Origin of the sequence: Paracoccus versutus, assembly GCF_000763885.1 — a bacterium.
In the GTDB taxonomy this organism is placed as follows: Bacteria; Pseudomonadota; Alphaproteobacteria; order Rhodobacterales; family Rhodobacteraceae; genus Paracoccus; species Paracoccus versutus.
On record NZ_JRKO01000001.1, the window covers coordinates 87595 to 114043 of the forward strand.

Below are 26449 nucleotides of genomic sequence, written 5' to 3' on the forward strand. Positions count from 1 at the left end.
CGTTGGCCTGACCTGCTACAAAAATCAGGGATCTTCGTGACGGCTTCTCAAAACTTATCGTTGCTTCCCGCTTCTCCTTTGATCGGCCCCCATAACAGCGCGACGAGGGCGAGATTGGCGATGGCGAGAGCTGCCAGCGCCACAAGAGTTTGATCGGTGCCCCCGACCGAAAGCAGGATCGCACCCACGGTTGGGCCGGCAGCTTGGGCGACGAGACTGGGCCGGGCAAGCCGCCCCATGATCGGCGCATAGCGGGAAGGTCCGAACAGGGCGAGCGGGAGCGCACCCTTGGCGATCGAGAAGATGCCATTGCCGGCCCCGTAGAGGATGAGCGACAGGCCGATGATGAGAAAACCTGCCGCGAGCATCGTCACCCCTGCCGCGCTCAGGACGGAGGCGGCCGCGAGTGTCCAGAAGGGATGATGCCTCCCCCCGCTCGCCATTTCGCCAATTCGGCCGGCGACTTGGGCCGGGCCTATCAGCGCGCCGAGGGCTACAGCTTCGCCCAGCGACAGCCCGCGTTGCTGCAACAGGGTCAGCAGATGCACCGATATGATGGTGACGCCCAATCCGGCCAGCACCACGATCGCCATCATGATCAGATAGGCCCGGCGCTCATGGTCGCGCAGCTTGATCGCAGGAGCTTGGTCTTTGCCACCGATCGGCCTGGGCTTGCCGTTGCTCGGAAGGACCAGCAGCACGAGCGGCAGGCAGATCGCGAGATGAATGCCGGCATAGGCCATGCAGGCCCCGCGCCATCCCAGATGCTCCAGAAACAAGGCCGAGAGCGGCCAGCAGACCGTGCTTGCGAAGCCGCCCCACAAGGTCAGTGTAGTGATGGCGGATCGCGCGGAACGGCCATAATAGCCCCCGAGCGTGGCAAATGCCGCATCATAAAGGCCGGCCCCCATGCCGATACCGAGCACGATCCATCCGGCGACGAATACCCATAGGGACGGCGCAGCCGCAAGGATGACGAGGCCGGCAGCGAACAGCAGGCAAGCCAGAGCAAGGATGGGACGCCCGCCGTGCTGGCCAATGGCGTCACCCACGCGCGGGGAAACGACGCCGGCCGCGAGCAGGCCAATGGAGAGAGCGCCGACGATCCATGAAAGCGGCCAACCCGTATCGGCCGCGATCGGGGCGGCGAGAACGGCGAGCAGGTAATAGGAGCTGCCCCATGCAAATATCTGTACGATGCCGAGCGCGGAGATGACGGGCCACCTTCTCGCGTCGGGAGACAGGCCCGTTTGAGCCGGCAGGTTTGTCGTCACCGGACGCGCTTGAGCGCCATACGCTCTTCCAGCTTTTGGGCGGTTTCCTTGCGCTCGCTGTAGCGGTCGGTGAGGTAAGGAGCGACGTCGCGGGTCAGAAGCGTGAACTTCACCAGTTCCTCCATCACATCGACCACCCGGTCGTAATAGGATGAAGGCTTCATTCGACCCGCTTCGTCGAACTCCTGATATGCCTTGGCGACCGAGGACTGGTTGGGGATGGTGATCATCCGCATCCAGCGGCCGAGGACGCGAAGTTGGTTGACGGCGTTGAAACTCTGCGAGCCGCCAGAGACTTGCATCACGGCCAATGTGCGGCCCTGGGTGGGGCGAACTGCGCCAACCGCGAGCGGTATCCAGTCGATTTGCGCCTTGAGGACTCCGCTCATGGCACCGTGACGTTCGGGGCTGGTCCAGACCTGCCCTTCGGACCATTCCGAAAGTTTCCGAAGCTCCTGCACCTTCGGATGATCAACGGGCGCACCATCAGGCAGCGGCAGGCCGTGCGGATCGAACACACGGGTTTCCGCGCCGAAGTGGTTGAGGAGCCGTTCGGCTTCGAGCGTGAGCAGCTTGCTATAGGAGCGTTCACGCAACGAGCCGTAGAGCAGGAGAATGCGCGGCGGATGAGCAGAGGGCGTCGTTCGTAGGCGTTCAGCCGATGGGCTGTCGAGCACCGCGCGGACCACATTAGGAAGGTCGGAAACCGTCATGGCTTGGCCTCGGCCGGAACGGCAACGGGCGTCCCTTTCTCGGGAAACCACTTCGCGCCGAGCCTGAGCGCGACATGAACGAGCAGGATCAGTGCGGGCACTTCCACGAGCGGGCCGATGACGGCGGCGAAGGCCACCGGCGATGCGAGACCGAATGCCGCGATGGCGACCGCGATGGCCAACTCGAAATTATTGCCGGCAGCGGTGAAGGCGATGGCCGTGGTGCGCGGATAATCCGCCTCGATCAGCCGGCCCATCGCGAAGCTGATGAGGAACTGGATGACGAAATAAAGCGCCAGGGGAATGGCTATGCGCAGGACATCGAGAGGCAGCGACACCACGTCCGCGCCCTTGAGGCTGAACATGGCGACAATGGTGAACAGCAGCGCGGCTAGCGTTATGGGGCTGATGCGCGGCAGAAATTCGTGCTCATACCAGCCCGCGCCTTTGCGAGCGATGAGGATGCGGCGCGTCAGGAACCCGGCGAGGAAGGGAATGCCGAGATAGATCAGCACCGCTTCGGTAATGGTCCAGAAGCTCACGTCTATGACGCTGCCCTCAAGGCCGAAGAGGGGTGGCAAGACGGAAAGGAAAAACCACGCATAGGTGGAGAAGAACAGAATCTGGAATATCGAGTTGAAGGCAACCAGACCGGCGACATATTGATTGTCGCCGCGCGCGAGTTGGTTCCAGACCAGCACCATAGCGATGCAGCGGGCGAGTCCGATCAGGATCAGTCCTGTCATGTATTCCGGGTGGTCGCGCAGGAAGATCACGGCCAGCGCGAACATCAGCGTCGGGCCGATGATCCAGTTTTGTACCAGCGAAAGGATCAGCACTCGCTTGTCGGAAAAGACCCGGTGCAGTTCTTCGTAGCGCACCTTGGCGAGCGGCGGATACATCATCAGGATCAGGCCGATGGCGATCGGTATGTTGGTGGTGCCGACCGACATGGCGTTGAGAGCTTCCGGCAAGCCGGTGAATATCGTGCCCAGCACGACGCCGAGTGCCATCGCGGCGAAAATCCACACCGTCAGATAGCGGTCGAGGAAACCAAGGCGGGAAGCTGGCTTGAGGGAAGCCATCAGTATTCTCCAATCGCAGGCTGAAAGTCAGGCGGAAGCAACGCGCCGTCCATGTTCGTCAATGATCCGCTCGCCATCCTCTTTGACGAACTCGCCCCGTTGTGGGGGCAGCAGATCAAGAACGGCTTCGGACGGTCGGCAGAGCTTGACCCCTTGGGGGGTGACGACGAGGGGGCGATTGATGAGGATCGGGTGCGCCATCATGGCGTCGAGCAATGCGTCATCGCTCAATTCTGGATCGCCAAGGCCGAGGTCGGCATAGGGCGTTCCTTTCTCCCGCAAGATCGAGCGGGCCGTCAGGCTGGCGCGCTCGATGAGTTGCGCGAGCAGCGCCCGTGAGGGCGGGGTTTTCAGATATTCGATGATATGCGGCTCGACGCCGGAATTGCGGATCAGGCCGAGCGTATTGCGCGAGGTGCCGCAATCGGGATTGTGGTAGACAATGACATCCATGGATTGCCTCACGCCGCGCCAGAGCGGGGCGAGGCTGCCCCTTCGGATTGACCGATTTCGTTGAGCTTCATATTGAGCGACGATTTATCGAGGCTGGCGACGGGCAAGGCCACGAAGACCGAAATCCGGGTTTTCATGTAGCGAAACGCCGTGACAAAAGCCGCCATGCGCTGAATCTCGGTGCCCTCGACGGTGGCGGGGTCTTCGATACCCCAATGCGCGGTCATCGGCTGGCCCGGCCAGACCGGACAGGCTTCGCCGGCCGCGTTGTCGCAGACGGTGAACACGAAATCCATCACCGGCGCGTCGGGGCCGGAGAATTCTTCCCATCCTTTCGATCGGAAGCCTTCAGCCGGGTAGTCGTAGCTTTCGAGTACCTTCAGGGCGAGCGGGTTCACTTCGCCTTTGGGCTGGCTTCCAGCCGAATAGGCCCGGAAGCGACCCGCACCATCCTTGTTCAAGATGCTTTCGGCAAGGATCGAGCGGGCGGAATTTCCGGTGCAAAGAAACAGCACGTTGAAGATTCTATCGGAGTGATTGGCCATAGGCTCAGGCATGGGTGACGCCTTTCGTCGGTTTGCAGCAGGACAGCGCGGCGACTGCCGGGTTGCACACGTCCGGGTGGCCTTGGCAGCAATCGCGCATGAGAAATTCGAGCAGGCCGGACAGCGCCGGATAGGAGGCGCTGTAGATGATCGAGCGCCCGTCGCGCCGCGACTCGATGAGGTCGGCTTGTTCAAGGTGGCTCAGGTGGAAGGACATGCGCGACGACGATGCGCCGTCCATCGCTTCCCCGATCGCGCCGGCCGGCATCCCTTCCGGGCCGGCCGTCACCAGCAGGCGCACGATGCGCAGCCGGGTTTCCTGCGAGAGCGCCGCGAAGGCAGAGAGGGCTTGCTTTTCGTTCATGTATGCCTCAACATCTCAAGAGTAGTTGAATCATGGATACACGGACATGAACGCTTACGCCAGCCCCTTAATCACAGAATTTCCTGATGTTGCCTCGCTCGGGGCGATCCTCGATATTTTGGAGGGCCATGCCGACAAGGTTCTTGTGCTCGCCTATGGCGACGGGCAGCAGGTGCAGGCCGGCTATCACATCACGGAGGTCAAGGCCGGTTCCTTCGTCACGCTCGATTGCGGCGGCAATCCCGATGCGTGGCGGGAGACGGTCTTGCAGGTCGAGGATATTCCCCCGACCGAAGGCAGCATGCCGATGACCGTCGCCAAGTTCCGGTCAATCTTGGGAAAGGTCGGCAGCAGGGTCCAGCTTGACACGGACGCGCGGTTGACATGGGAGGTGAGCCGGCCCGGTGAGCCGATGCAGGTCTATGACGGGGCCGGAATCGAGATCGAGAAAGACCGGACGATTGTGCGTCTCAGCCCGCGCCCCGCAATCTGCAAGCCGAGGCATCGCGCGCAGCAGACGAGAGCGTCTGCCTGCTGCGGCTAAGCCCGCCCGAGCCATTGCCATGTCGCACTACTTCTAAATCCCGCTACGTTGCAGGTTCCGGGAATTTTGCGGCGATAGTTTCGGATAGCTGGCGAGGACTTCTGTTCATGCAGCCTTTGTTTTGCCTCGTGCCAGAACGCTCTCCACCAGCAAAAGCCCGACCCCACAGACAATCGCCACGTCGGCAAGGTTGAAGGCGGGCCAATGATAGCTGCCAATGTAAAAATCCAGGAAATCCGCCACCGCACCCTGCCGCAGCCGGTCGAGCAGATTGCCGAGCGCCCCCCCAACCACGAGCCCGAGGGCGGATGCCGTCAGGCGGCTGTCGCTTCGATGGATCCAGACAAGGAGGCCAGCGACTATAGCGAGCGTGAACGCCATCAGGAGCCAAGCCGGCGCCTGGCCGAACAATCCGAAGCTCACGCCGGTATTGAAGCCGAGCACGAGATTAAAGAAGCCGGTGACGGGGATGACCTGAGGCGGGTTCATAACATGGTTCAGGACCCACCACTTCGTCGCCTGATCAAGGAAAAATCCGCCAAGGGCGATGGGAAGGCCGAGCCTGAGCATGTCCAAATGTCCTTTAAACTCCGGCTTAGCCGATCCGGCCGAGGGCCGGGAAAGTCTGGAGCAGCCATATCGCAAAGCTGGTTAGATGGCCGGTGATCATGGCGATGCCCATCACCACCATCACCCCACCAGCGACGATTTTGAGCACCCGGCCAGTACGGCGCATCGACATCATCCGCGCCATGAACCCGCGCATGAACAAAGCGGCCAAGATGAAAGGGAGGCCAAGGCCGAGCGAGTAGACGGCGAGCAGCGTCGTTCCGCTTGCGACCGTGGCGTTGGCGGCGGACAGGGTCAGAATCGCGCCCAGCACTGGTCCGATGCAGGGAGTCCAGCCGAACGCGAAAGCGAGACCGAGGAGATAAGCCGCGCCGGCGCTTCCGCTGCCCGGATTGGCATGGAACCGCGCTTCACGATTGAGCCAGGGCATTGGTACGAGGCCTGTCGTGAACAGACCGAAGAGGACGACGATTACGCCTCCGATCAGGTTCGCTTCGAAAAGATACATGCGCAGGAGCCGGCTCAACACGGTTGCGCTGGCCCCAAGGAGGACGAACACGGTCGTAAAGCCGAGCACGAAGCAGAGGCTGAGGCCGAGAGTTCGGCTTGCCGCCTTGAATTCGGCATCGGCCGCAGTGCCATCCGGGCTAATCGTGCGGCCTGCGACGTAGGAGATATAGCCCGGCACCAGCGGAAGGACGCAGGGCGACAGGAAGGATACGACACCTGCGGCGAAAGCCGTCGCTATTCCGATACTGGAGAACTCCATCAGCCAATCTCGCCCGCCAGGCGGCGGAGCTTCTGCAATCGAATCTCACGCGGCTCGTGCATGTCGAGCGTGCCGACGAATTGGCTCTCGGCATCCATTAGGTAAACGCCGGCGGTATGATCCATTGTGTATTCGCCCCCTTCCAGAGGCACTTTTCGCGCATAGGCCGCAAAGGCCTTCACCACAGCGTCCGTTTCCTGTCGATTTCCCCGCAGTGCGAGGATGCGGTTATCAAAGGCTGTCATGTACTGAGCCAGCAATTCTTGTGTGTCCCGTTCGGGATCGACGGTGAAGAACAGGACGTTGAACTGGTCGGCCACCGGCCCGAGCTCGTTCATGAGATCGCTCAGTTCATAGAGCGTCGTCGGGCACACATCGGGACAATGGGTGAAGCCGAAGAAGGCGAGATAAGGCTTTCCGGCCAGCGCAGCATTGTCGATCGTTTCGCCTCGATGGGATGTGAGCTGGAACGGGCCGCCGATGGCTGCCGTGCCTGTCGAGGACGCGACCGCCACGGTTTGCTGTTGCCAAGGCTTGGATACGGACAGGCCGATGAAAAGCCCGCCGACAGCGGCGACGGCAACCCATGCAACAAGGCGGAAAAGTTTGACGCCGCTCATTGGACAGCCTCTCCGTGTCCGTCATGTTCGTTCGCAGATTCCGGACGAGCGCCCATGTTCTGCACAACGAACTCAACGTCGATCGCAGCGGCCTGCTCGAACACAAGAGTCGCGGCAAACCGCTCCCCATCCTTCAAAGGGCGCGATGGCTTCAAGAACATGATGTGCATACCGCCAGGTTGAAGCTCGACGGTCTCGCCAGCTCCAATTTCGATGCCATTTTGCACAGGCCTCATGCTGGCAACCCCATCGCTCACGGTCGACTCATGGATTTCCACCCGGTCTGACAGAGGTGATGAGATTGAAACCAGGCGATCGGCCATATCGCCATCGTTTGTCAGCGTCAGATAGCCGCCGGCTACCGGCGTGACCGGCGGAGTCGCGCGTGACCACGGGTGATTGATGGTGATCGAACCAGCTTGGAAGTCGTGACCCACAGCAGGAGAGATCGACACTGCAAGGGCAAGGAAGGCGGCGGATAGGGCTCGCAAACTAGTCATGTTCCTTTTCTCCTTTTCCAGCTTCGCCGGCCTTCTCAAGGATTTCGAAGCCGCTTCTGACAACGACTACAACCACACCCAAGCCAATGATCAGATCCGGATAAGGCGAATTGAAAAGAATTACTGCAAGACCAGAAACAGCGATCGCCGAGTTCACGAGCATATCGTTTGTCGTGAATATCCATGAGGCTTGCAGATGCACGCCACTTTCCCGATGTGATTTCAGGAACCACATGCAGATCATATTCGTAAGCGCGCTCGCGATTGCCACGGCGATCATGACCGGCCCGATCGGATCGGAGCCAGTGAAGAAGCGTCGGCCAACCTCAAACAGAAGCAAACCGGCGAATACTATCAGGAGCATACCCGACAGCCGCGCAACGCGAACCTTCGCCGCCAAACCGCGACCTACGACGAAAAGGCTGATGGCGTAGACACCGGCATCGCCAAGATTATCGAGTGCAGAGCCCATCAATCCTGTTGACTGAGCCCACCAACCTAATCCTCCCACAATGGCTGCCTGGGCAGTATTAATCGCAAGTACCCATGCGAGCGCCCATTGTTCGCTCTTCTCGGATGAATTGGCACTGCCCTGGGACTGATTACTCATAAATTATACCTCGGCTTTCTTGGCGAGAAGTGGAAGCCGCGACCTGCATGTGCGCACTGTTCAAGCTCATTTGTCGCGGGTGCCGCGCCAGGTCAGCAGGCGCAGCGCATTGGCCGTAACGAGGACAGTAGCGCCCGTATCGGCGAGGATGGCCATCCAGAGCGTGGTAATGCCGAATAGAGTCGTCACGAGGAAGACAGCCTTCAGACCAAGCGCTATTGCGATGTTCTGCCAGATATTGCCGAGCGTCGCCTGCGACAATCCGATGAGATCAGCGATACCCGTCACCCGGTTTCTGAGCAGCGCGGCATCAGCGGTTTCCAGCGCGACGTCGGTGCCCGCACCCATGGCAACGCCAACGGAGGCAGCAGCGAGCGCCGGAGCGTCGTTGATACCGTCTCCCACCATGGCAATCGGTCCATCAGCCCTGAGGCGGCCGATCTCGGCGAGCTTGGCGTCGGGCAGAAGTTCGGCGCTCGCCTCAAGGCCGAGATGAGCCGCAATGGCGTCGGCCGTGCGCTTGTTGTCGCCGGTCAGCATCAGAGGGCGCACGCCGCGATCTGTCAGCCGCTTCACACCTTCGATAGCGTCGTCGCGCGGCTCGTCGCGCAAGGCGATCAATCCCTCGATGGTCTTGCCCTTGATGAGCACGACGACCGTCTTGCCCTGGCTCTCCAGCCCGGTGATCGTGTCAACGATGCTCTCTTCGAGGCCCGTTTGTTCGGCGGCGTGACGGGGAGACCCGACCGAAGCGAAGCCGTCCTTCAACCGCGCTGTGACCGCTTTGCCGGGTGTGGCAACGCCGCCCCCGAAGGTGGCGGGCAGTTCGAGCCCCCGCACCTTTGCCGCCTCCACGATTGCAATCCCGAGAGGATGGCTGGTGCTGCGCTCGACGGCCGCCGCGATGGCAAGGACGGAGTTCTCATCACCATTGATCGGCACAATGTCCGTCACCTGGGGGTGGCCACGCGTCAGCGTTCCCGTCTTGTCGAAGGCAACGGTTACGACCTTGCCAAGTGTTTCCAGCGTCGCGCCGCCCTTGATCAACAGTCCCTGACGCACACCGGCGGCAAGACCCGAAGCAATAGCCGCCGGTGTGGAAATCACGAGCGCGCAGGGACAAGCAATCAGCAACGTCGCGAGACCCCGATACACCCATGTCATCCAGTCACCGCCGAAGGCGAGCGGCGGCACGACAACGATCAGAGCCGCGACGACCATCGCGCCCGGCGTGTACCAGCGGCTGAAACGGTCGATCATACGCGCCGTCGGGGCCTTTGATTCCTGGGCTTCCTCGACCATGTGGATGATACGGGCGATGGTGTTGTCGGCCGCGACATGGCTGATCGACACCCGCAACTCGCCATTTGCATTGATGCTGCCGGCATAGACGTTTGCGCCGGCTTCTTTCAGCACGGGCACGGATTCGCCTGTCACCGGGGCCTCATCGACCTCAGAAACGCCGTCAATCACCGTGCCGTCAGACGGCACACGGTCACCAGGCCGAACAACGACAACATCACCGACGGCCAGATCTTCTGCGGCGACCTTCTCAACAACACCATCACGCTCGCGGAACGCGGCCCGAGGCACGAGATCGATCAGTGCTTCAATGCCAGCGCGCGCACGGCCGGCCGCCACGGTTTCAAGCAATTCGCCCACTGCGAACAGAAAGATCACGACAGCAGCTTCTTCGGCCTCGCCGATGGCGACCGCGCCGAGTGCCGCGACCGTCATCAGCGTCTCGATGGTGAAGGGGGAGCCGGACATCGCGCCGGCGACCGCCCGCCTCGCGAACGGGATGATGCTGATCAATGCAGCGCCCGAGTATAGCCATTGCTCCGATTCGGGCAGGACACGCGCGAGGGCGAAGGCAAGGATGAACAACGCGCCGGTAAGGAGCACAAGCCGACCCTTGCTGCCTTTCCACCACGCCTCCGTGCTGCGTTTCCGAGGTGGGCTCGCCTTTGCCTCGGTCTGCTCGATCACTGGTGTGTAGCCGAGCGCTCGGATCTTTTGCTCAATGGTGCCGAGAGCCGTACGGTCCTCATCCAGTTGCAATGCGAGCGTCTCGTTGGCGTAGCTGACATGAATGTCGCTAACGCCCGGCAGGCGTTGCATCACCGTTTCAATTTTCAACGCGCAGGAGGCGCAGTCCATGCCTTCTACACGCAGTCTGTAAGGGCTCGCTGCCGCCATGATGTCACCTCGACTTTCCCGATGTGACATTGTAGATAGACCCTGTAGTAACTATAGGGTCAAGAGATGAACGACAGAATTCTGATGATCGGCCAATTGGCTAGACGAACGGGGACCAAGGTCGAGACGATCCGGTTCTACGAGAAGAACGGTCTCCTGCCCGCACCCTCGCGTACCGATGGCAACTACCGTGCATATGAGCCGGGCCACCTCAACCGCCTCAGCTTCATCAGGCGTGCGCGCGAGCTTGGTTTCTCGCTCGATCAGATCAGGGAGTTTCTCAAGCTGGCCGACGATCGTTCGCAGTCCTGCGCGGCGATTGATGCGATTGCAAAGGAGCACCGGAAGGAAGTCGAGCGAAAAATCGAAGACCTAACTGCGCTCAAGTCGGAACTGGACAGGATGATAGACCAGTGTGGATGCGGGCTGGTCGCAGATTGTAGGATAATAGAGAGCCTGTCTCCGCTGCCAGCCAGAACCTAATGACTGCTCACCGCAGCGCCGGGCCTCTCGATGCCAAAATCTTTGCGGCGATCGGTGACGTAATCATCTGGATCACAGCGAAGAAGGCGGCAGGCACGGCGATTTCCGAGGGCAACCCGGACGCCGCTACGAACGCCGCCGCAATGGAGAACTCCTTTTTGCTCACCGTGAACAGGTAGGCGATCAGCTCTTGCCGGTCGGCCACAAAGACTTTTGCGATGGACCCGACCGCATAGCCGATCAGGTTCAGCGTGAGCGCGGCCAGCGCGATTAGGAGGGCGAACCAGCCATAGCCGAGGATTGTTTCGGCGTTTGGACCCACGACCGCCAGAAGCAGGAGCAGGTAGAGCACCGAACCAAGAGAGGGATAGAGGCCATCGTGTCGGCCGACCGCTTCCGGGTATCGCGTGCGTAGGTAGACCCCGATCACGGTCGGCAGCACCACGATCAGCACTAATTCCATGATGATCGCCCCGATGGGAACTTGCAGCTCGATTCCGGTGAAAAGCAGGAACAGGATCGGCACGATGAAGGGCGAAAGCACTGTGTTGACCGCATTGAGGACCGCCGCGAGGGCGACATTGCCGCGTGCGAGCAGGACCAGCAACGGAGCGGAAACGTCAGTCGGCAGAGTGCCGACAAGGGTTTGACCGGCGGCCAGCGGCCCAGAGCCGAAGAACAGCCGCCCGGTGAGCCATCCGGCGAGCGACATGGGACCATAGACGAGGCCAAGCGCCCAAAGCTGCCGGCTCGGCTTCCGGAAAACCAGCTTCACGGCGTGAGCGTCGAATGTCAGGCTGATGACCAGCATCAGCAATGCCAGAAGCGGGCTTATGCCGCTTTCAAGGACCATGCCGAGCGAAGGGACGAGCAGGCCAAGCGCGGCCGTTACAACGGCCAGCAGCAGGAGATTGTTTTCAACAAAGGCGAGGGCTTTCTGCATCGGCAGTCCTATTCGCAGCGGATCGTACCGGTTGGGCGGCCCTCGCATTTCGCGAACAGGGCAATCGCTTGATCGCAATATTTGCAGTGACCTTGGCAGCAGTCGTGCATGAGGAAGGCGACGAGATCGGAGAGCGCCGGCCAGTTGGCGCTGTAGATGATCGACTTGCCATCTCGCCGCCCCTGCACGAGTCCGGCACGCTCCAGTTCCTTGAGATGGAAGGAGACGCGCGACGGCGGCGCATCATCGAGCGCGCCGGCGATGGCACCAGCGGCCATGCCGTCAGCCCCCGCGACGACCAACATGCGGATTATCCGCAAGCGGTCCTTGTGAGAGAGCGCGGCGAAGCCCGCGAGCGCGTCGTTTTCGTCCATATCATTTCAACGTTTCATGTTTTGTTGAAATTATTGCTTATAGATGGAGCGCGCGCGCCTCAATCTCGCGCAATTCCTGAAACCCGCAATAGATCGGCTGCACCCGGAAAGTCGCGGCTATTCGTTTCACAAGACTTTATCGCAAGTGCTAAGCCACTTGCGACATGATTTCCGAGAGCGGACCACCTGGGGCGAACGTCGGCTCGGTCCCGGCGAGGCGGCCTGACGCCACGGGCCGGTCGAATCAGTCGAGAGCATGCCGGTGTGCCTGCAGATCATCCGACTGGTCAGGCACACCGCCGTTCTCCTGTAATTTTATCCCACACTACTACGACGACCGAAACTTGTTGAAACGACCTGTTTTGTGTCTCTTTTAGTGATCCCCATCCGGGGATCGTCTCTCGCCTCCCCGGTGGAACGGGGACGAGATGCCAGGCATCAACCACAAACAGGCAAATGTGGACCGCGGCGCGCGCATGCTCCGGACGGCGCTCGGACCTGCCATCTCGGACCTCCTGCAAGACCCGGCCGTGGTCGAGGTGATGCTGAACCCCGATGGCCGGATCTGGGTGGACCGGCTGTCCGAAGGGCTGGCTAATACGGGCGAGCGTCTATCCGCCGCCGACGGCGAGCGCATCGTGCGGCTGGTTGCCCACCATGTGGGCGTCGAAGTTCATGCCCGCAGCCCGCGCGTCTCGGCCGAACTGCCGGAAACCGGGGAGCGCTTCGAGGGCTTACTGCCGCCGGTCGTCTCCGCACCCGCCTTTGCCATTCGTAAGCCCGCCGTCGCCGTGTTCAGCCTGGACGACTATGTGGCGGCGGGCATTATGTCTGCCGAGCAGGCCGAGACGCTGCGCGCGGCCGTCGCATCCCGCGCCAATATACTGGTGGCGGGCGGCACGAGCACGGGCAAAACGACGCTCACGAACGCGCTGCTCGCCGAGGTGGCGAAGACCTCCGATCGCGTCGTCATCATCGAGGACACCCGCGAGTTGCAATGCGCCGCGCCCAATCTGGTGGCCATGCGCACCAAGGATGGCGTCGCCACCTTGTCCGAACTGGTGCGGTCGTCCCTGCGCCTGCGCCCTGATCGTATCCCCATCGGTGAAGTGCGTGGGGCTGAGGCGCTCGATCTCCTCAAAGCCTGGGGCACCGGACATCCCGGCGGCATCGGCACCATCCATGCCGGTTCCGGGATCGGGGCGCTGCGCCGCCTCGAACAGCTCATCCAGGAAGCCGTCGTCACCGTCCCGCGCGCCATGATCGCAGAAACCATCGACTTGGTGGCCGTCCTCGCCGGTCGTGGTTCCGCGCGCCGGCTGGTCGAACTTGCCCGCGTCGACGGGCTTGGGCCGGACGGCGACTACCGGATTTCACCCGCCACTTCAGAACCCGACACCGCTTACAACACTGGAGAATCTGCATGATCCGTCGCGCCTTTCGTATCCGCCTCCATGTCGCAACCGCCGCCGCCGTCGCCTGGGCGAGCCTGATGACGTCTCCGGCCCTTGCCTCGGGCTCCTCGATGCCCTGGGAAGCACCGCTGCAATCCATTCTCGAATCCGTCGAAGGGCCGGTGGCAAAGATCGTCGCCGTGATCATCATCATCGTCACCGGCCTGACGCTGGCCTTCGGCGACACCGGTGGCGGTTTCAGGCGTCTGATCCAGATCGTGTTCGGGATCTCCATCGCCTTCGCCGCGTCGAGCTTCTTCCTGTCCTTCTTCAGCTTCGGCGGCGGGGCGCTCGTCTGATGGCGCTCGCGTTCGAAGCGCTCGACGAAGTGCCGGGTTTCTCGATCCCGGTTCACCGCGCCCTGACCGAGCCGATCCTGCTCGGCGGCGCACCGCGATCTGTCGCCATCCTGAACGGCACGCTCGCAGGTGCGGTCGGCCTCGGCCTACAGCTCTGGCTCGCCGGCATCCTGATCTGGGCGGTCGGCCATATCGCCGCCGTATGGGCTGCCAAACGCGATCCGTTCTTCGTCGAAGTTGCGCGCCGCCATCTGCGCATCCCGGCTTTTCTCTCGGTGTGAGGTTCGAGCCATGATGAATCTCGCGGAATACCGCCGGACTGCATCCCGCCTCGCCGACTATCTCCCCTGGGTGGCGCTGATCGGTTCGGGCGTCGTGCTCAACAAGGACGGTTCATTCCAGCGGACCGCGAAGTTTCGCGGCCCGGATCTTGAGAGCGCCGTCGCGGCCGAACTGGTCGCGGTGGCCGGACGGCTGAACAATGCCTTCCGCCGCCTCGGATCAGGCTGGGCCATATTCGTCGAGGCGCAGCGCAGCGAGGCGGCGACCTACCCCAACAGCGTCTTTCCCGATCCCGCCTCGGCGCTGGTTGATGCCGAGCGCAAGGCCGATTTCGAGGAGGAAGGCAGCCATTTCGTCTCGGGTTACTTCTTGACCTTCCTGTGGCTTCCGCCTGCCGAAGACGCGGCACGCTCGGAATCCTGGCTTTACGAGGGGCGCGAAACCTCCGGCGTGAACCCTTGGGAACTCGTGCGCGGCTTTATCGACCGCACCGATCGCGTGTTGGCGTTGCTCGAGGGTATGATGCCGGAATGCCGTTGGCTCGATGACGCCGGCACGCTGACTTACCTCCATTCCACCATCTCCACCAACCGGCATCGCGTGCGTGTGCCCGAGGTGCCGATGTATCTGGACGCGCTGCTCGCCGATCAGCCGCTGACGGGAGGGCTGGAGCCGCGCCTCGGCGATCAGCACCTGCGGGTGCTGACTATCACGGGCTTTCCGGGCACCACCACGCCCGGCCTGCTCGACGAGATGAACCGGCTGGCCTTCCCCTATCGCTGGTCAACCCGTGCCATCCTCATGGATAAGACCGACGCGACGCGGCTGCTGACCAGAATCAGGCGCCAGTGGTTCGCGAAACGCAAAAGCATTGCAGCGATCATCAAGGAGGTGATGACCAACGAGGCATCCGCCCTCGTGGACACGGATGCTGCGAATAAGGCCGCCGACGCCGACATGGCGTTGCAGGAACTCGGCGCCGACATGGCCGGCATGGCCTATGTCACGGCGACCATCACCGTCTGGGACGAGGAGGCCCGCCGCGCCGACGAAAAGCTGCGGCTGGTCGAGAAGATTGCCCAGTCCAGCGATTTCAGCGTCATGGTTGAGACGGTCAATGCCGTCGATGCCTGGCTCGGCAGCCTGCCGGGACATGCCTATGCCAATGTCCGCCAGCCGCCGATTTCGACGCTCAACCTTGCCCACATGGTTCCCTCGTCCGCCGTGTGGGCAGGGCCGGAACGGGACGATCACTTCGGCGCACCCCCGCTGCTCTATGGCAGGACCGAAGGATCGACCCCGTTCCGGCTGTCCCTTCATGTCGGCGATGTGGGCCACACCCTCGTCGTCGGGCCGACCGGCGCGGGCAAGTCGGTGCTGCTGGCGCTGATGGCGTTGCAGTTCCGCCGCTACGCGCGCAACCAGATCTTTGCCTTCGACTTCGGGGGATCGATCCGGGCTGCGTCTCTCGCCATGGGTGGCGACTGGCATGATCTTGGTGGCGAACTGACCGATGCTTCCGAAACTTCGGTTTCGTTGCAACCGTTGGCCCGTATCCACGAAACCGCCGAGCGCGCCTGGGCGGCGGACTGGATCGTCGCCATCCTGATGCGCGAAAACATCCAGATCACCCCGGAGGTGAAGGAACACATCTGGACGGCGCTGACATCGCTTGCCTCAGCGCCTGTCGGGGAGCGGACCATCACCGGCCTCGCGGTCCTCCTCCAGTCGAACGATCTGAAACAGGCGCTCCGCGCATATTGCATCGGGGGTCCCTATGGCCGGCTTCTCGACGCCGAGGCTGAGCATCTTGGCTCGGCCGACGTGCAGGCGTTCGAGATCGAGGGGCTTGTTGGAACCGGCGCGGCCCCTGCTGTCCTTTCCTACTTGTTTCACCGCATCGGCGACAGGCTGGACGGTCGGCCGACACTCCTGATCATCGACGAGGGTTGGCTGGCGCTTGATGACGACGGCTTCGCGGACCAGCTCCGCGAATGGTTGAAAACCCTGCGCAAGAAAAACGCCAGCGTCATCTTCGCCACGCAAAGCCTCAGCGACATCGATGGCAGCAAGATCGCGCCCGCGATCATCGAAAGCTGCCCGACGCGGCTACTCCTGCCGAACGAGCGCGCCATCGAGCCGCAGATCACCGCCATCTATCGCCGCTTCGGCCTCAATGACCGCCAGATCGAGATCCTCGCGCGGGCGACGCCTAAACGCGACTATTACTGCCAATCGCGACGCGGCAACCGGCTGTTCGAACTGGGCCTCAGCGAAGTCGGCCTCGCGCTTTGCGCAGCCTCCGCCAAATCCTACCAGACGCTGATTGCCGAGATCTTCGCCGAGCACGGCCGAGACGGTTTCCTCGCCGCCTGGCTCAAGGCGCGCGGTGTCGAATGGGCCGCCGATCTGATCCCGGACCTCACCAATCTCGCCACCGAAAGCGAGGACCTGGCGCCCACTGCCTTCGATGACGCCGAGTTCGATTTCACCCTGGAAGAAGAGGAGATTACCCCATGACGCGCAAAATGCTCCGTCTCAGCCGCGTGACGGGCGCTTCGGCGCTCGCACTCGCGCTTGCCGCACCTTTGGCGCTAGCGCCGGTGTTCACGGCACCAGCCCATGCCTTCTTCGGCGGGTTCGGCCGCATCGTCTATGACCCGACCAACCACGCCGAGAACTTGTTGACGGCAGCGCGCACGCTGGAGCAGATCAACAACCAGATCACCTCGCTCCAGAACGAAGCGCAGATGTTGATCAATCAGGCGCGGAATCTCGCGAGCCTGCCCCACAGCTCGCTTCAGGCGCTTCAGCAGAACGTCCAGCGCACCCAGCAGCTTCTCGGGCAAGCCCAGAATATCGCGTTCGACGTGCAGAACATCGACCAGATGTTCCAGCAGGACTACGGCAATCTATCCCTCACGGCCACCGACCAGCAATTGATCGCCGATGCGCGCTCGCGCTGGGAGAACACCGTCGGTGGCTTGCAGGATGCCATGCGCGTGCAGGCGGGCGTAGTTGGCAACATCGACAGCAACCGTGCCGAGATGTCCACGCTCATCGGCGAGAGCCAGGGCGCGACCGGCGCGCTTCAGGCTACGCAAGCTGGCAATCAGCTTCTCGCCCTGCAATCGCAGCAGCTCTCCGACCTGATCGCGGTGATTTCGGCAAACGGCCGCGCCGACGCGCTGACCGAGGCCGAACGTGCGACGGCCGCTGAGCAGGGCCGCATCCAGCGCGAGCGCTTCCTAACGCCGGGGTCGGGCTACCAGCCCGGCAATGCACGGATGTTCAACTGAGGTTGGAGCTCCGATCATGGAAGGGAAGGTGCTGGCCCGGATCGCGGCCATAGTGTTCATCGCCGTCGCCTTAACGGCGACCATCATCGAGATGACCCGCGAGGACGTGAACGTTCCCGCGCCTTCCGCTCCCGCATTCCAGCCTCCGGCCGATCCGCTGCGCGAGGGGCAACGTCATTGCCAGCAGCTCGGAGAGGCCGCCGCCAACGATCCGACCTGTCTCCGTATCTGGGCCGAGACACGCGACCGCTTCCTCGGCCGCACACCCGGCCCGGCGACGCCTGCACCGAACGGAGGAAAATGAGCCATGGGTGGAACGGGGGTCATCGACAATTTTCTCGGCATCTTCACCAGCTACATCGACAGCGGCTTCGGCCTGCTTGGCGGCGAGGTCGCGTTCATTGCGACGACGCTGATCGTCATCGATGTCACGCTAGCCGCGCTTTTCTGGGCATGGGGCGCGAATGGCGACATCATGGCGCGGCTGGTCAAAAAGACTCTGTTCGTGGGCGTCTTCGCCTACATCATCAGCAACTGGAACAACCTCGCCCGGATCGTCTTCGAGAGCTTCGCCGGGCTGGGCCTGATGGCCTCGGGCACCGGATTCTCTGTCGCCGATCTCTTGCGCCCCGGCCGTGTCGCCCAGACCGGGCTCGATGCGGGACGGCCTCTTCTGGAATCCATCTCCGATCTCATGGGCTGGATCGCCGTCTTCGAAAACCTCGTGCAGATCCTTTGCCTGTTCTTCGCCTGGGCGCTGGTTATCCTTGCGTTCTTCATTCTGGCGATCCAGCTCTTCGTGACGCTGATCGAGTTCAAGCTGACGACGCTGGCTGGCTTCGTACTGATCCCCTTCGGCCTCTTTGGCAAGACCGCGTTCATGGCGGAACGGGTTCTGGGGAACGTGATCTCCAGTGGCATCAAGGTGTTGGTCCTGGCCGTCATCATCGGCATCGGCTCAACGCTCTTCGGCCAGTTTACCGCCGGCTTCGGCGGCGCGACCCCCACGATCGACGACGCCATGGCGATTGTCCTGGCCGCTCTTTCCCTTCTCGGACTCGGGATTTTCGGCCCCGGCATCGCCACCGGCCTCGTTTCGGGTGGCCCGCAGCTCGGCGCGGGCGCTGCCGTCGGGACCGGCCTCGCCGTTGGTGGTGCTGCTGTGGCGGCCGGAGGCTCGACCATGCTTGCCGCCAAGGCGGGAGGCGCTGCGCTGTCGGGTGGTGCCGCGCTTGCACGCGGTGGTGCCGCGGTCGGCGGTGCGGCTTCGTCGGCCTACACCCTCGGCTCGATGGGCGGCTCCGGCGCGGCCGGGATCGCTTCCGGTCTCGGAGGTGTTGGCCGCGCCGGCGCGTCGGGGGCCATCTCGCCTCTGAAGCGCGCCGCCAACCGCGCCGCCGACAGCATGAAATCCAGTTATTCCGATGGCGCGAGAGCCGGGTTCACAGCGTCCGGCGGCAGTTCCTCCATGGGAACGGTCGGGGGCGTCCCATCGCCCGAACAATCCCCTCCTTCAGCCGCTGATGGTTCGCCTGCCTGGGCACAGAAAATGCGCCGCAGCCGAGCGATGAGCCACGGCGTCACCGCCGCCGCCCATGCCGTCCGATCCGGCGACAGCCATGGCCCCGGTTCATCCGTAAGCCTTTCCGAAAGTGACCGCACATGAACATCTTCAAACGACCGACGACCCACTATGGCAAGGTGCCGGAGCCGGAGACGCCTTATCAGCGCGCCGCGCAGGTCTGGGACGAGCGCATCGGTTCGGCCCGCGTGCAAGCGAGGAACTGGCGCTATATCGCCTTCGGCTCGCTGATCCTGTCCGCAGGCTTCGCTTCGGCGCTGGTCTGGCAGTCGGCGCAGGGGACGGTGGTGCCCTGGGTGGTGGAGGTCGACAATCTCGGCCAGGCGCAGACCGTCTCGGCCGCGAATGCCGACTATCGCCCGACCGATCCGCAGGTCGCCTTCCATCTCGGCCGCTTCATCGAGCAGGTCCGCGCAATACCGGCCGACGCCATCATCGTCCGCCAGAACTGGCTTCGCGCCTACGAGTTCACCACGGATCGCGGCGCGGCGGCGCTCAACGACTATGCCCGCGCCAATGATCCATTCAGCCGTGTCGGTCGCCAGCAGGTCGCCGTTGAGGTCTCAAGCGTCATCCGGGCCTCGCCCGACAGTTTCCGCGTGGCGTGGATGGAGCGGCACTATGAGAACGGCCAGCTTTCCACGACCGAGCGATGGACCGCGATCCTGACCATCGTGCTCCAGACCCCGCGCACCGCCGATCGGCTGCGTGCCAATCCACTCGGAATCTATGTCAACGCGATCAATTGGTCGCGGGAGATGAGTCAATGAATTCTTCGACTTTCCGTAAAGCCGCGTTTCCGGCTTTCCGTAAACTTGGCCTTCCGGCTTTGCTGCTTTCTGCCACCATGCTGGCCGGCTGCGCTACCAACCGGACACCGCAATTCAGCTACGACGCCCATGTGCCGCCACTGCCGACCGTTCAAACGGCCACGACCGACGACCGGCCCCGGCCGCTCCATGTCCCACCGGCCTGGACCGTGGCTCGGGGCGGCACCGCCGCTGGCACGCCCGATGGCCGCGTCGAGAACGCCAATGCCGCCGCCCGCGTCGAGCCGCGTAGGGAAGGCTACTACAACGCCATCCAAATCTATCCATGGAGCGAAGGCGCGCTCTATCAGGTCTATGCAGCGCCCGGACAAATCACCAATATCGCACTGGAGCCGGGTGAGAACCTGACCGGAGCGGGGCCGATCGCAGCCGGTGATACCACGCGCTGGATCATCGGTGATACGGAATCCGGTTCGGGCACCAACCGTCGTGTTCATATCCTCGTCAAGCCGACACGAGACGATATATCGACCAATCTCGTGATCACCACCGATCGACGGGTTTACACGATCGAGCTGCGTGCGCGGGAAGCGCTCTATATGCCCTCTGTGGCATGGGCTTATCCTGCACCGCCGCCGGGAAGCCGTGTCACCACGCCATCGGCGCCGATCATTCCGGCCGAGGCGGCGAGGAACTATCGCTATGCATTGCAGGTGCGGGGCGACAGCCCGCCATGGCGACCGATTTCCGTCTTCGACGACGGCAGGCGGGTCTATGTCGTCTTCCCGCGCGGGATTGTGCAGGGCGAGATGCCGCCGATCTTCGTGCTCGGCGCGGATGGCGAGCCGCAGATCGTCAATTCCCGCATTCATCAGAACGTGCTGATCGTGGACCGCCTGTTCGGGGCGGCCGAGCTGCGCCTTGGCAGCGGCGACCGTCAGCAGGTCGTCAGGATCGTCCGCATGGAACAGACGCAGGCGGCCACGCAACCGGCCGGCACGTTCACGGGAGGATCGTCCTCATGAGCAAGACCGACACCGCCGCGCCCATGCGGCTGCGCGCAGAAGCCCCCCGCGTCACCCGCCTATCCCGCAAGATGCTGGCTGGCGTCGGAGCCGTCGCCCTGCTCGGCATCGGCGGGGCGCTGATCTACGCACTCCAGACCCGCGATGCTGCGCCGGGTGGCGGCGAACTCTATTCGACGGAGAATCGGCCCACGGCGGACGGCCTGGCCGGCCTGCCGAGTGACTATAGCGGCCCGGTCCTTGGCCCCGCGCTGCCGGGTGATCTCGGTCGTCCGATCCTTGAGGCGCAGAACCGGGGCCAGCCAGTTGCCGCACCCGCCATCACCGCGCCAGCGGTCGATCCCGAAGAACGGCGCCGTCTTGCAGAGGAAGAAGCTGCACGGTTGAGCCACGTCTTTTTCCAGTCCGGCCCTCACACGGGAGCACCGGCAGGAACGGCTATGGCCGGCCTGGCTGGTCTCGGGGCGCAGCCGGATGCGGCAGGGCAGAACCGCCACGCGGCTTTCCTCAACGGCCCGGTGGCCCGGCAGACCGTCGCCCCGGATCGCCTCACGCCCCCGGCATCGCCTTATATTCTTCAGGCGGGCGCCGTCATTCCGGCCGCGCTCATTACCGGCATCCGCTCGGACCTTCCCGGTCAGATCACGGCGCAAGTGACCGAGAATGTCTATGACAGCCCGACCGGTTCGCTGCTCCTGATCCCGCAGGGAACCCGTATCATCGGCCAGTATGATGATGGCGTGACCTTCGGCCAACGCCGCGTGCTCCTCGTGTGGAATCGCCTGATCCTGCCTGATGGCCGGTCCATCGTGCTGGAGCGCCTGCCGGGCGCCGACGCCGGCGGCTATGCCGGTCTTGAGGATGGCGTCGATTATCACTGGTGGGATCTGATGAAGGCGGCTGGCCTATCCACGCTTCTCGGGGTCGGTGCGGAACTGGCAACCAGCGACGAAGACCGGCTGATCCGTGCCATCCGCGACGGGGCGCAGGACACCGTCAATCAGGCGGGTCAGCAGATCGTGCAGCGCCAGTTGCAGGTTGCGCCGACATTGACGATCCGGCCGGGCTTCCCGGTCAGGATCATCGTCACTCGCGATTTAGTGCTCCAGCCGACAGGAGGTTGATCATGACCAAGTTGAAACTTGGCCCGCTGCCCGACGACAAGCCCGTGAAGGTCACACTGGAACTGCCCGCGACGCTTAACCGCGATCTGATCGACTACGCCGATGTGCTGGCCCGTGAAACCGGCAAGCCCGTCGCCGATCCCTTGAAGCTGATCGTGCCGATGCTGGAGCGGTTCATCGCTACGGACCGCGGGTTTAGAAAGGCTAAGCGCTCGATATCGCCTGCGAGTAGTCAGAGCTGACGGCGATTGCCCTTGCCAGACTGAGTAGCCGACGAAAGGCGGGGTTATCATTGTTAGTCGACCACACCGCTGAGAATGGCAACAACTCGCCGACGATTGCCTTGTAAACCACCCCAGCGAACCGTGCTGATGTCATGGCCTCGCTCACGACAGTCAATCCTTGACCGAGTGCGACGAGAGCAATGAGATTGTCTCGGCTGGTGTGTTGTACTTTTATTTCGGGATGTCTGCCGAGGTCAGCCAGATATCGAACAAGATAGGCGTGGATCTCTTGTCCTGGCGCTGTCTCGCTCACAATGAACGTTTCGTCGTGCAGATCACGCCATTCAAGTTCTTTCCGATTGGCCAATGGATGGTGGGCGGGCAGAACTGCAAATACGCGCTCCTCCCACAGGGGGGTTCGCTCGCACCCCGGCCAATCTCGTGTGCCGGCGACAAAGGCTACATCGAGGCTGAGATTTCGGATTGCTACAACGTGGTCTGCGGGGTTCCCGTCGACCAACTCTATTGTTACCTGCCCGTGGCGTTGACCGAAGGTGCCCAACAGTTCCGCGAGGAAGCCGGAAGCGATTGAGGAATAAACGCCAATACGGATTCGACCCTGCTCGGAGCGACCCGCAAGCGCCACGTCGTATGCGCCTTCTGCGATGCTCCGAATAGCTTCCCGTGCGCGCCTCAGGAAGCGTCGGCCCGCATAGGTTTGAGACACGCCCCAGGAATGTCGGTGAAAAAGTGACGCTCCAATCTGGTCCTCAAGGTCGGCGATGCACCGGCTGACTGCCGACTGTGAGATGCCCAGGCCAATTCCCGCCTTGCGAAAACTGCCCTGTTCGGCCGCCGCCAGGAAATATCTAAGATGGCAAAGCTCGATTGCCTCAACAGTTTTCGACAGCACCATTAGGAGACCCTCGCCAATTTTGGCTCAAGCAAGCTGTGGTCGTGCTTATGCGAGTCGGGCCAAGCAAGAGTGTCTGCGGGCTCGTTGCCGGCGCCGCGAACCAGGCATAGTCGCGCCCTCCGGAGCCTTATGTGGTCGCTATTTCCTGCCGGACGCATCCATGGCGTCGTTGATGTAGTGTGTGACATGAAACAATTCCCGTTGCGGCCCTATCGACGATCATGGCGTGCATTCAGCGATGGATCTATTCTGCCGCCTCCGGTGCCTCACCCGACGGATGCTCCAAGCGCGTGAACCAAGGCATCCGCCTCCAGCCGAAACCCGTCGTAAACAACGCGGCCGTCGGGCGCGATCACGACAAACCAGGGCGTCCCACCCGTTTGAAACGCCTCCATAATTGCCGGCACGGTTTCGCCTCGACCCTCAACGGGAGCAGCGTGCCCAAAGGGAATGCCCAGTCCATATCGTGACTGGTTTTCCCGTAGGCGGTCGAAGGTGTTCACGTCCGAGCCCTCGAACACCGTCTGCACGGCGGCGAAGCCAACGCCTTTGTTTCCGAGATTTTCTAAAAGTGTCACAAGCGTGGGAAAACCGTGTGTGTGACACCCGGCGCACCAGTCTTGAAAGAAATACAGGATCTTGAAGCCCGTACCCAGTTCTTCCAGAGACAGCGGATCACGCTGATTGCCATTCCCATCGATCCACTGAACATTCTCCAACGGCGGAGATGGCGACCCTACAATTCCAGTTTTCATGATGTTCTCCCGTTGGTGGCTCGCGGCATTGCACCGCGAGCCACATACCTGTTAGGCCGCCGTGTCTGTTCGGCGCGGCAGAACCCAGTTGGGGCGCGCGAAATGGCACGAGTATCCGTGCGGGATGCGCTCCAGGTAATCCTGGTGTTCCGGCTCGGCTTCCCAGAAGTCACCTACCGGCTCCACCTCCGTGACCACCTTGCCGGGCCACAAGCCGGAAGCTTCGACGTCCGCGATCGTATCCAGAGCAACATTCTTCTGTTCGTCACTCGTGAAGTAGATCGCTGAGCGATAGCTCTTACCGAAGTCATTGCCCTGCTGATCCAGCGTGGTCGGATCATGGATCTGGAAAAAGAACTCCAGCAGTCGGCGATAGCTGATTTTCTGAGGATCGAAGATGATCTCGATCGCCTCGGCATGCGTTCCGTGATTGCGATAGGTCGCATTGGGCACGTCCCCGCCGGTATAACCGACTCTCGTTGAGATCACGCCCCACTTCTTTCGAATGAGATCCTGCATGCCCCAAAAGCAGCCACCAGCCAGTACAGCACGTTCGGTTGTCATCTAGATATCCTCTACCTGGTTGAGATAGTCACCGTATCCTTGCGCCTCCATCTCCTCGCGTGGGATGAAGCGCAGCGACGCGGAATTGATGCAGTAGCGCAAGCCGCCACGGTCGGTCGGCCCGTCAGGGAAGACGTGGCCAAGATGGCTATCGCCATGTGTCGAGCGCACTTCCGTGCGGACCATGCCGTGACTGGTGTCACGCAGCTCGTTGATGTTCAGCGGCTCGATCGGCTTCGTGAAGCTGGGCCAGCCACAACCGGACTCGAATTTGTCCGACGATGCGAACAAAGGTTCACCCGAGACGATGTCGACGTAGATGCCGGCCTCATCATTGTGGAGAAGAGCACCGGTGCCCGGCCGCTCGGTGCCGCTTTGCTGCGTCACCCGGTATTCCTCGGGTGAGAGCCTTGCGATCGCGGCGTCTGTTTTCTTGTATGTAGCCATGTTTTTCTCCTTCGAATGTCTGCCGCTAAAGTGGCTATTCAATCCGAAGGTGTCCAATACGGCACGGCTATAGTTTCAATGCTTCGCCTCAGTGTTGCCAGCGGTCAAGCCAACGCGATGGTCTACACTACCACCCATGGCGTTCGACCAGCATTCGAAGCTGGCGCAGGACCGCCGCTGTTCCTGAGCCAGAAACTGACTGGAAACCGATCGTCCGGGTAAGGTCGAGCGTTTCAACCGGGCGAAGGGTCAGGCCGGCGACGATGGCCGAGTTTTCGGGCAGCATGCAGACACCGGCGCCTTCGGCCACCGCCTGCTGGATTAGATCCTCCCGTTCAGATCTTAGCCGCGGGACCATGACGATAGCGCGTTCGCGAAGATGCTCGTTGACGCGAGAGCGAAATTCACAATGAAGGCGATCAAGATAAGGTTGCTCAGCGAGTTCGGCGAGCGAGATCACTTCCCGACCGGCTAAAGGGTGCTGCTCCGCCATGGCCAATAACAGCCGCTCGCGGAACATCTCAGCGGTGGCGATCTTGGCGTTACCCGCCATCGGATCGGAACAGAAGCAGCCATCGAGCCGACCGCTCAGCAGACACTCAACGGCCTCTTCGCGGGTGATCGGCCGGACAACCAGTTCGAGCATTGGCAACTGTTGCAGGGCATGGGCGATGAACCCAGTGATTAGCCTTGGTGCAATCGTGTTGACGACGCCCACGGTTAACGTCTCTCGTCTTCCCCGAACCCGATTGAGGGAGAGTGCGCGGACCCGCTGTTCACCTTCCGCTATCGAAGCAAACTCTGAACGGATATCACGGCCTAGAGCTGTGAGACGGCTGTCTTTCCCATCACGATAAACCAGGGTGCCACCCAGTTCCTCCTCAAGTCGTTGGATCGCGCGTGTGAGCGTGGGTTGCGAAACACCGCTGCGCATGGCCGCTTCGGTGAAGTTCAGAGAATCCGCCAGATTCAGGAAATATCGTATCTGATTGAACTCCATGCCTACCGCCGTTCTGTCTATTGTTTCATTACTATGGGGCCGAACGTTTCCATTGGACATGAGGTGCAACGTTTCTCGTCGCAATATCGGCATGTCGTCAGCGCGGAAAGTGGGTCGCTCGCCAGCGCTGCAACCAAGGTCTCGGCGACACTCTCGAAAGCAGCGAGATGCTCGTGTGGCACGTGTCCGACTGCCCACGTCAGCGCTTCTCGACGATGTTCCAGCACCTGTTCGCGCTGTTGTTTCGCGCTGGGCGTCAAGACGAGGTTGAAGGCTCGGCGATCAGTGCGTGAAGGGCGTTTCTCGACAAGCCCCCGTTCTAGCAAACGGTCGACCAACCGGACAGCTCCACCATGCGTGATGGTCAGAACCCGGCTCAACTGTTCGATCGTCATTCCGGGGGCATGACCGATCGCTACCAGGGCGGCAACGGTTCCTCCACCGTCCTGCATTGTTTGCGCAATCGCGGCGTGCATGCGGTCGTTTACCCCTACGGCCAAGGCGCCCAGAAGGTTCACCAGCCGCTCGGAGACGTTTCTATCCATTGCGCTCTCAGCCACACAGCGTTATAAGTATGAGTCAGTCATATATTATCTGCGGCGACAGGTCGAGGTCTGTGTAAAGCGGCCTTTTCAGGCCGGAACATCTCCGCGCGTGTCGAC

At 62.1% G+C, this 26449-nt stretch carries 33 protein-coding genes; 13 read left to right on the plus strand and 20 right to left on the minus strand.

The genetic code is table 11. The features are described 5' to 3' along the window. Positions 1-47 precede the first annotated feature (47 nt). Genes IT40_RS00445 through IT40_RS00470 form a run of 6 tightly spaced genes read right to left on the minus strand, consistent with a single transcriptional unit; the run spans position 48 to position 4434 of the window. Entirely contained in the window at positions 48-1274 is a 1227-nt protein-coding gene (locus tag IT40_RS00445; RefSeq protein ID WP_012092639.1) for an MFS transporter, read from the minus strand. Further along, positions 1271-1987, minus strand: coding sequence for an arsenical resistance protein ArsH (gene arsH / locus IT40_RS00450; protein ID WP_012092640.1), 717 nt, complete (start codon positions 1985-1987; stop codon positions 1271-1273). The genes IT40_RS00445 and arsH overlap by 4 nt, the downstream gene beginning before the upstream one ends. Next, complete coding sequence (arsB, locus tag IT40_RS00455; RefSeq protein ID WP_012092641.1) at positions 1984-3072, minus strand: ACR3 family arsenite efflux transporter; 1089 nt, start codon at positions 3070-3072, stop codon at positions 1984-1986. Before arsB ends, arsH begins: the two co-directional genes overlap by 4 nt. Before the next feature lie 27 nt (positions 3073-3099). Then, complete coding sequence (arsC, locus tag IT40_RS00460; RefSeq protein ID WP_012092642.1) at positions 3100-3525, minus strand: arsenate reductase (glutaredoxin); 426 nt, start codon at positions 3523-3525, stop codon at positions 3100-3102. Between the two features lie 8 nt (positions 3526-3533). Continuing rightward, positions 3534-4082 carry an arsenate reductase ArsC gene (locus tag IT40_RS00465; protein WP_012092643.1) on the minus strand — a complete coding sequence of 183 codons (549 nt, stop codon included), beginning with the start codon at positions 4080-4082 and terminating at the stop codon, positions 3534-3536. Continuing rightward, positions 4075-4434, minus strand: coding sequence for an ArsR/SmtB family transcription factor (locus IT40_RS00470; RefSeq protein WP_012092644.1), 360 nt, complete (start codon positions 4432-4434; stop codon positions 4075-4077). Before IT40_RS00470 ends, IT40_RS00465 begins: the two co-directional genes overlap by 8 nt. A gap of 46 nt (positions 4435-4480) precedes the next feature. Between IT40_RS00470 and IT40_RS00475 the strand changes: the two genes are divergently transcribed. Next, positions 4481-4978 (plus strand): DUF6428 family protein, encoded by a 498-nt coding sequence (locus tag IT40_RS00475; protein ID WP_012092645.1) that lies wholly within the window; start codon positions 4481-4483, stop codon positions 4976-4978. Positions 4979-5083: 105 nt separating this feature from the next. On the opposite strand, the gene lspA is transcribed toward IT40_RS00475, so the two are convergent. From lspA to IT40_RS00505, 6 genes are all read right to left on the minus strand, one after another. Continuing rightward, positions 5084-5548, minus strand: coding sequence for a signal peptidase II (gene lspA / locus IT40_RS00480; RefSeq protein ID WP_012092646.1), 465 nt, complete (start codon positions 5546-5548; stop codon positions 5084-5086). A 25-nt stretch (positions 5549-5573) separates the two neighbouring features. Next, the gene (locus IT40_RS00485; protein WP_012092647.1) at positions 5574-6317 is read right to left on the minus strand and encodes a cytochrome c biogenesis CcdA family protein; all 744 of its coding nucleotides are present in this window, start codon (positions 6315-6317) and stop codon (positions 5574-5576) included. Then, on the minus strand, positions 6317-6937 hold the full coding sequence (locus tag IT40_RS00490) for an SCO family protein (protein ID WP_012092648.1): 621 nt from the start codon (positions 6935-6937) through the stop codon (positions 6317-6319). Before IT40_RS00490 ends, IT40_RS00485 begins: the two co-directional genes overlap by 1 nt. Then, the gene (locus tag IT40_RS00495) at positions 6934-7437 is read right to left on the minus strand and encodes a copper chaperone PCu(A)C (RefSeq protein WP_012092649.1); all 504 of its coding nucleotides are present in this window, start codon (positions 7435-7437) and stop codon (positions 6934-6936) included. Before IT40_RS00495 ends, IT40_RS00490 begins: the two co-directional genes overlap by 4 nt. Continuing rightward, positions 7430-8047, minus strand: a complete 618-nt coding sequence (locus tag IT40_RS00500) for a cation efflux transmembrane domain-containing protein (RefSeq protein WP_012092650.1) — start codon at positions 8045-8047, stop codon at positions 7430-7432. Before IT40_RS00500 ends, IT40_RS00495 begins: the two co-directional genes overlap by 8 nt. A 66-nt stretch (positions 8048-8113) precedes the next feature. Continuing rightward, on the minus strand, positions 8114-10246 hold the full coding sequence (locus IT40_RS00505; RefSeq protein ID WP_036749083.1) for a heavy metal translocating P-type ATPase: 2133 nt from the start codon (positions 10244-10246) through the stop codon (positions 8114-8116). Between the two features lie 78 nt (positions 10247-10324). Between IT40_RS00505 and IT40_RS00510 the strand changes: the two genes are divergently transcribed. After that, positions 10325-10729 carry a MerR family transcriptional regulator gene (locus tag IT40_RS00510; RefSeq protein ID WP_425272517.1) on the plus strand — a complete coding sequence of 135 codons (405 nt, stop codon included), beginning with the start codon at positions 10325-10327 and terminating at the stop codon, positions 10727-10729. 7 nt (positions 10730-10736) lie between these two features. On the opposite strand, the gene IT40_RS00515 is transcribed toward IT40_RS00510, so the two are convergent. Both IT40_RS00515 and IT40_RS00520 read right to left on the minus strand, forming a co-directional pair. Then, complete coding sequence (locus IT40_RS00515; protein WP_036749085.1) at positions 10737-11672, minus strand: bile acid:sodium symporter family protein; 936 nt, start codon at positions 11670-11672, stop codon at positions 10737-10739. An 8-nt stretch (positions 11673-11680) separates the two neighbouring features. Then, entirely contained in the window at positions 11681-12046 is a 366-nt protein-coding gene (locus tag IT40_RS00520) for an ArsR/SmtB family transcription factor (protein ID WP_012092654.1), read from the minus strand. A 476-nt stretch (positions 12047-12522) separates the two neighbouring features. Between IT40_RS00520 and trbB the strand changes: the two genes are divergently transcribed. The 11 genes from trbB to IT40_RS00575 are packed head-to-tail and all read left to right on the plus strand — an operon-like array spanning position 12523 to position 22123. After that, entirely contained in the window at positions 12523-13473 is a 951-nt protein-coding gene (trbB, locus tag IT40_RS00525) for a P-type conjugative transfer ATPase TrbB (RefSeq protein WP_425272518.1), read from the plus strand. Further along, positions 13470-13799 (plus strand): TrbC/VirB2 family type IV secretion system protein, encoded by a 330-nt coding sequence (locus tag IT40_RS00530; RefSeq protein WP_036749090.1) that lies wholly within the window; start codon positions 13470-13472, stop codon positions 13797-13799. Before trbB ends, IT40_RS00530 begins: the two co-directional genes overlap by 4 nt. Next, positions 13799-14080, plus strand: a complete 282-nt coding sequence (locus IT40_RS00535; protein WP_036749093.1) for a VirB3 family type IV secretion system protein — start codon at positions 13799-13801, stop codon at positions 14078-14080. The genes IT40_RS00530 and IT40_RS00535 overlap by 1 nt, the downstream gene beginning before the upstream one ends. A 10-nt stretch (positions 14081-14090) precedes the next feature. Beyond that, a complete protein-coding gene (trbE, locus tag IT40_RS00540) occupies positions 14091-16601 on the plus strand; it encodes a conjugal transfer protein TrbE (protein ID WP_036749095.1) in 2511 nt (836 codons plus the stop codon). Next, entirely contained in the window at positions 16598-17380 is a 783-nt protein-coding gene (trbJ, locus tag IT40_RS00545) for a P-type conjugative transfer protein TrbJ (protein ID WP_036749098.1), read from the plus strand. The genes trbE and trbJ overlap by 4 nt, the downstream gene beginning before the upstream one ends. A 16-nt stretch (positions 17381-17396) precedes the next feature. Next, complete coding sequence (trbK-alt, locus tag IT40_RS00550; protein ID WP_036749100.1) at positions 17397-17684, plus strand: putative entry exclusion protein TrbK-alt; 288 nt, start codon at positions 17397-17399, stop codon at positions 17682-17684. A gap of 3 nt (positions 17685-17687) precedes the next feature. Then, positions 17688-19046 (plus strand): P-type conjugative transfer protein TrbL, encoded by a 1359-nt coding sequence (gene trbL / locus IT40_RS00555; RefSeq protein WP_036749102.1) that lies wholly within the window; start codon positions 17688-17690, stop codon positions 19044-19046. Continuing rightward, positions 19043-19732 (plus strand): conjugal transfer protein TrbF, encoded by a 690-nt coding sequence (gene trbF, locus IT40_RS00560; protein ID WP_036749105.1) that lies wholly within the window; start codon positions 19043-19045, stop codon positions 19730-19732. The genes trbL and trbF overlap by 4 nt, the downstream gene beginning before the upstream one ends. After that, entirely contained in the window at positions 19729-20757 is a 1029-nt protein-coding gene (trbG, locus tag IT40_RS00565) for a P-type conjugative transfer protein TrbG (protein WP_036749108.1), read from the plus strand. The genes trbF and trbG overlap by 4 nt, the downstream gene beginning before the upstream one ends. Further along, positions 20754-21881 carry a TraB/TrbI/VirB10 family type IV secretion system protein gene (locus IT40_RS00570; RefSeq protein ID WP_036749111.1) on the plus strand — a complete coding sequence of 376 codons (1128 nt, stop codon included), beginning with the start codon at positions 20754-20756 and terminating at the stop codon, positions 21879-21881. Before trbG ends, IT40_RS00570 begins: the two co-directional genes overlap by 4 nt. A gap of 2 nt (positions 21882-21883) precedes the next feature. Next, positions 21884-22123 carry a DUF2274 domain-containing protein gene (locus IT40_RS00575; protein ID WP_036749115.1) on the plus strand — a complete coding sequence of 80 codons (240 nt, stop codon included), beginning with the start codon at positions 21884-21886 and terminating at the stop codon, positions 22121-22123. On the opposite strand, the gene IT40_RS27145 is transcribed toward IT40_RS00575, so the two are convergent. From IT40_RS27145 to IT40_RS27150, 6 genes are all read right to left on the minus strand, one after another. Beyond that, positions 22086-23021, minus strand: a complete 936-nt coding sequence (locus IT40_RS27145) for a LysR family transcriptional regulator (RefSeq protein ID WP_084196752.1) — start codon at positions 23019-23021, stop codon at positions 22086-22088. The two genes, IT40_RS00575 and IT40_RS27145, sit on opposite strands and share 38 nt — an antisense overlap. 266 nt (positions 23022-23287) lie before the next feature. Then, complete coding sequence (locus IT40_RS00585; RefSeq protein ID WP_036749121.1) at positions 23288-23776, minus strand: peroxiredoxin family protein; 489 nt, start codon at positions 23774-23776, stop codon at positions 23288-23290. Positions 23777-23827: 51 nt separating this feature from the next. Continuing rightward, positions 23828-24340, minus strand: a complete 513-nt coding sequence (msrA, locus tag IT40_RS00590) for a peptide-methionine (S)-S-oxide reductase MsrA (RefSeq protein WP_036749124.1) — start codon at positions 24338-24340, stop codon at positions 23828-23830. Then, the gene (gene msrB / locus IT40_RS00595; protein WP_036749127.1) at positions 24341-24787 is read right to left on the minus strand and encodes a peptide-methionine (R)-S-oxide reductase MsrB; all 447 of its coding nucleotides are present in this window, start codon (positions 24785-24787) and stop codon (positions 24341-24343) included. Between the two features lie 127 nt (positions 24788-24914). Next, entirely contained in the window at positions 24915-25787 is an 873-nt protein-coding gene (locus IT40_RS00600; protein WP_036749130.1) for a LysR family transcriptional regulator, read from the minus strand. A 17-nt stretch (positions 25788-25804) separates the two neighbouring features. Continuing rightward, positions 25805-26332, minus strand: coding sequence for a MarR family winged helix-turn-helix transcriptional regulator (locus IT40_RS27150; RefSeq protein WP_082657960.1), 528 nt, complete (start codon positions 26330-26332; stop codon positions 25805-25807). Positions 26333-26449: the final 117 nt, after the last annotated feature.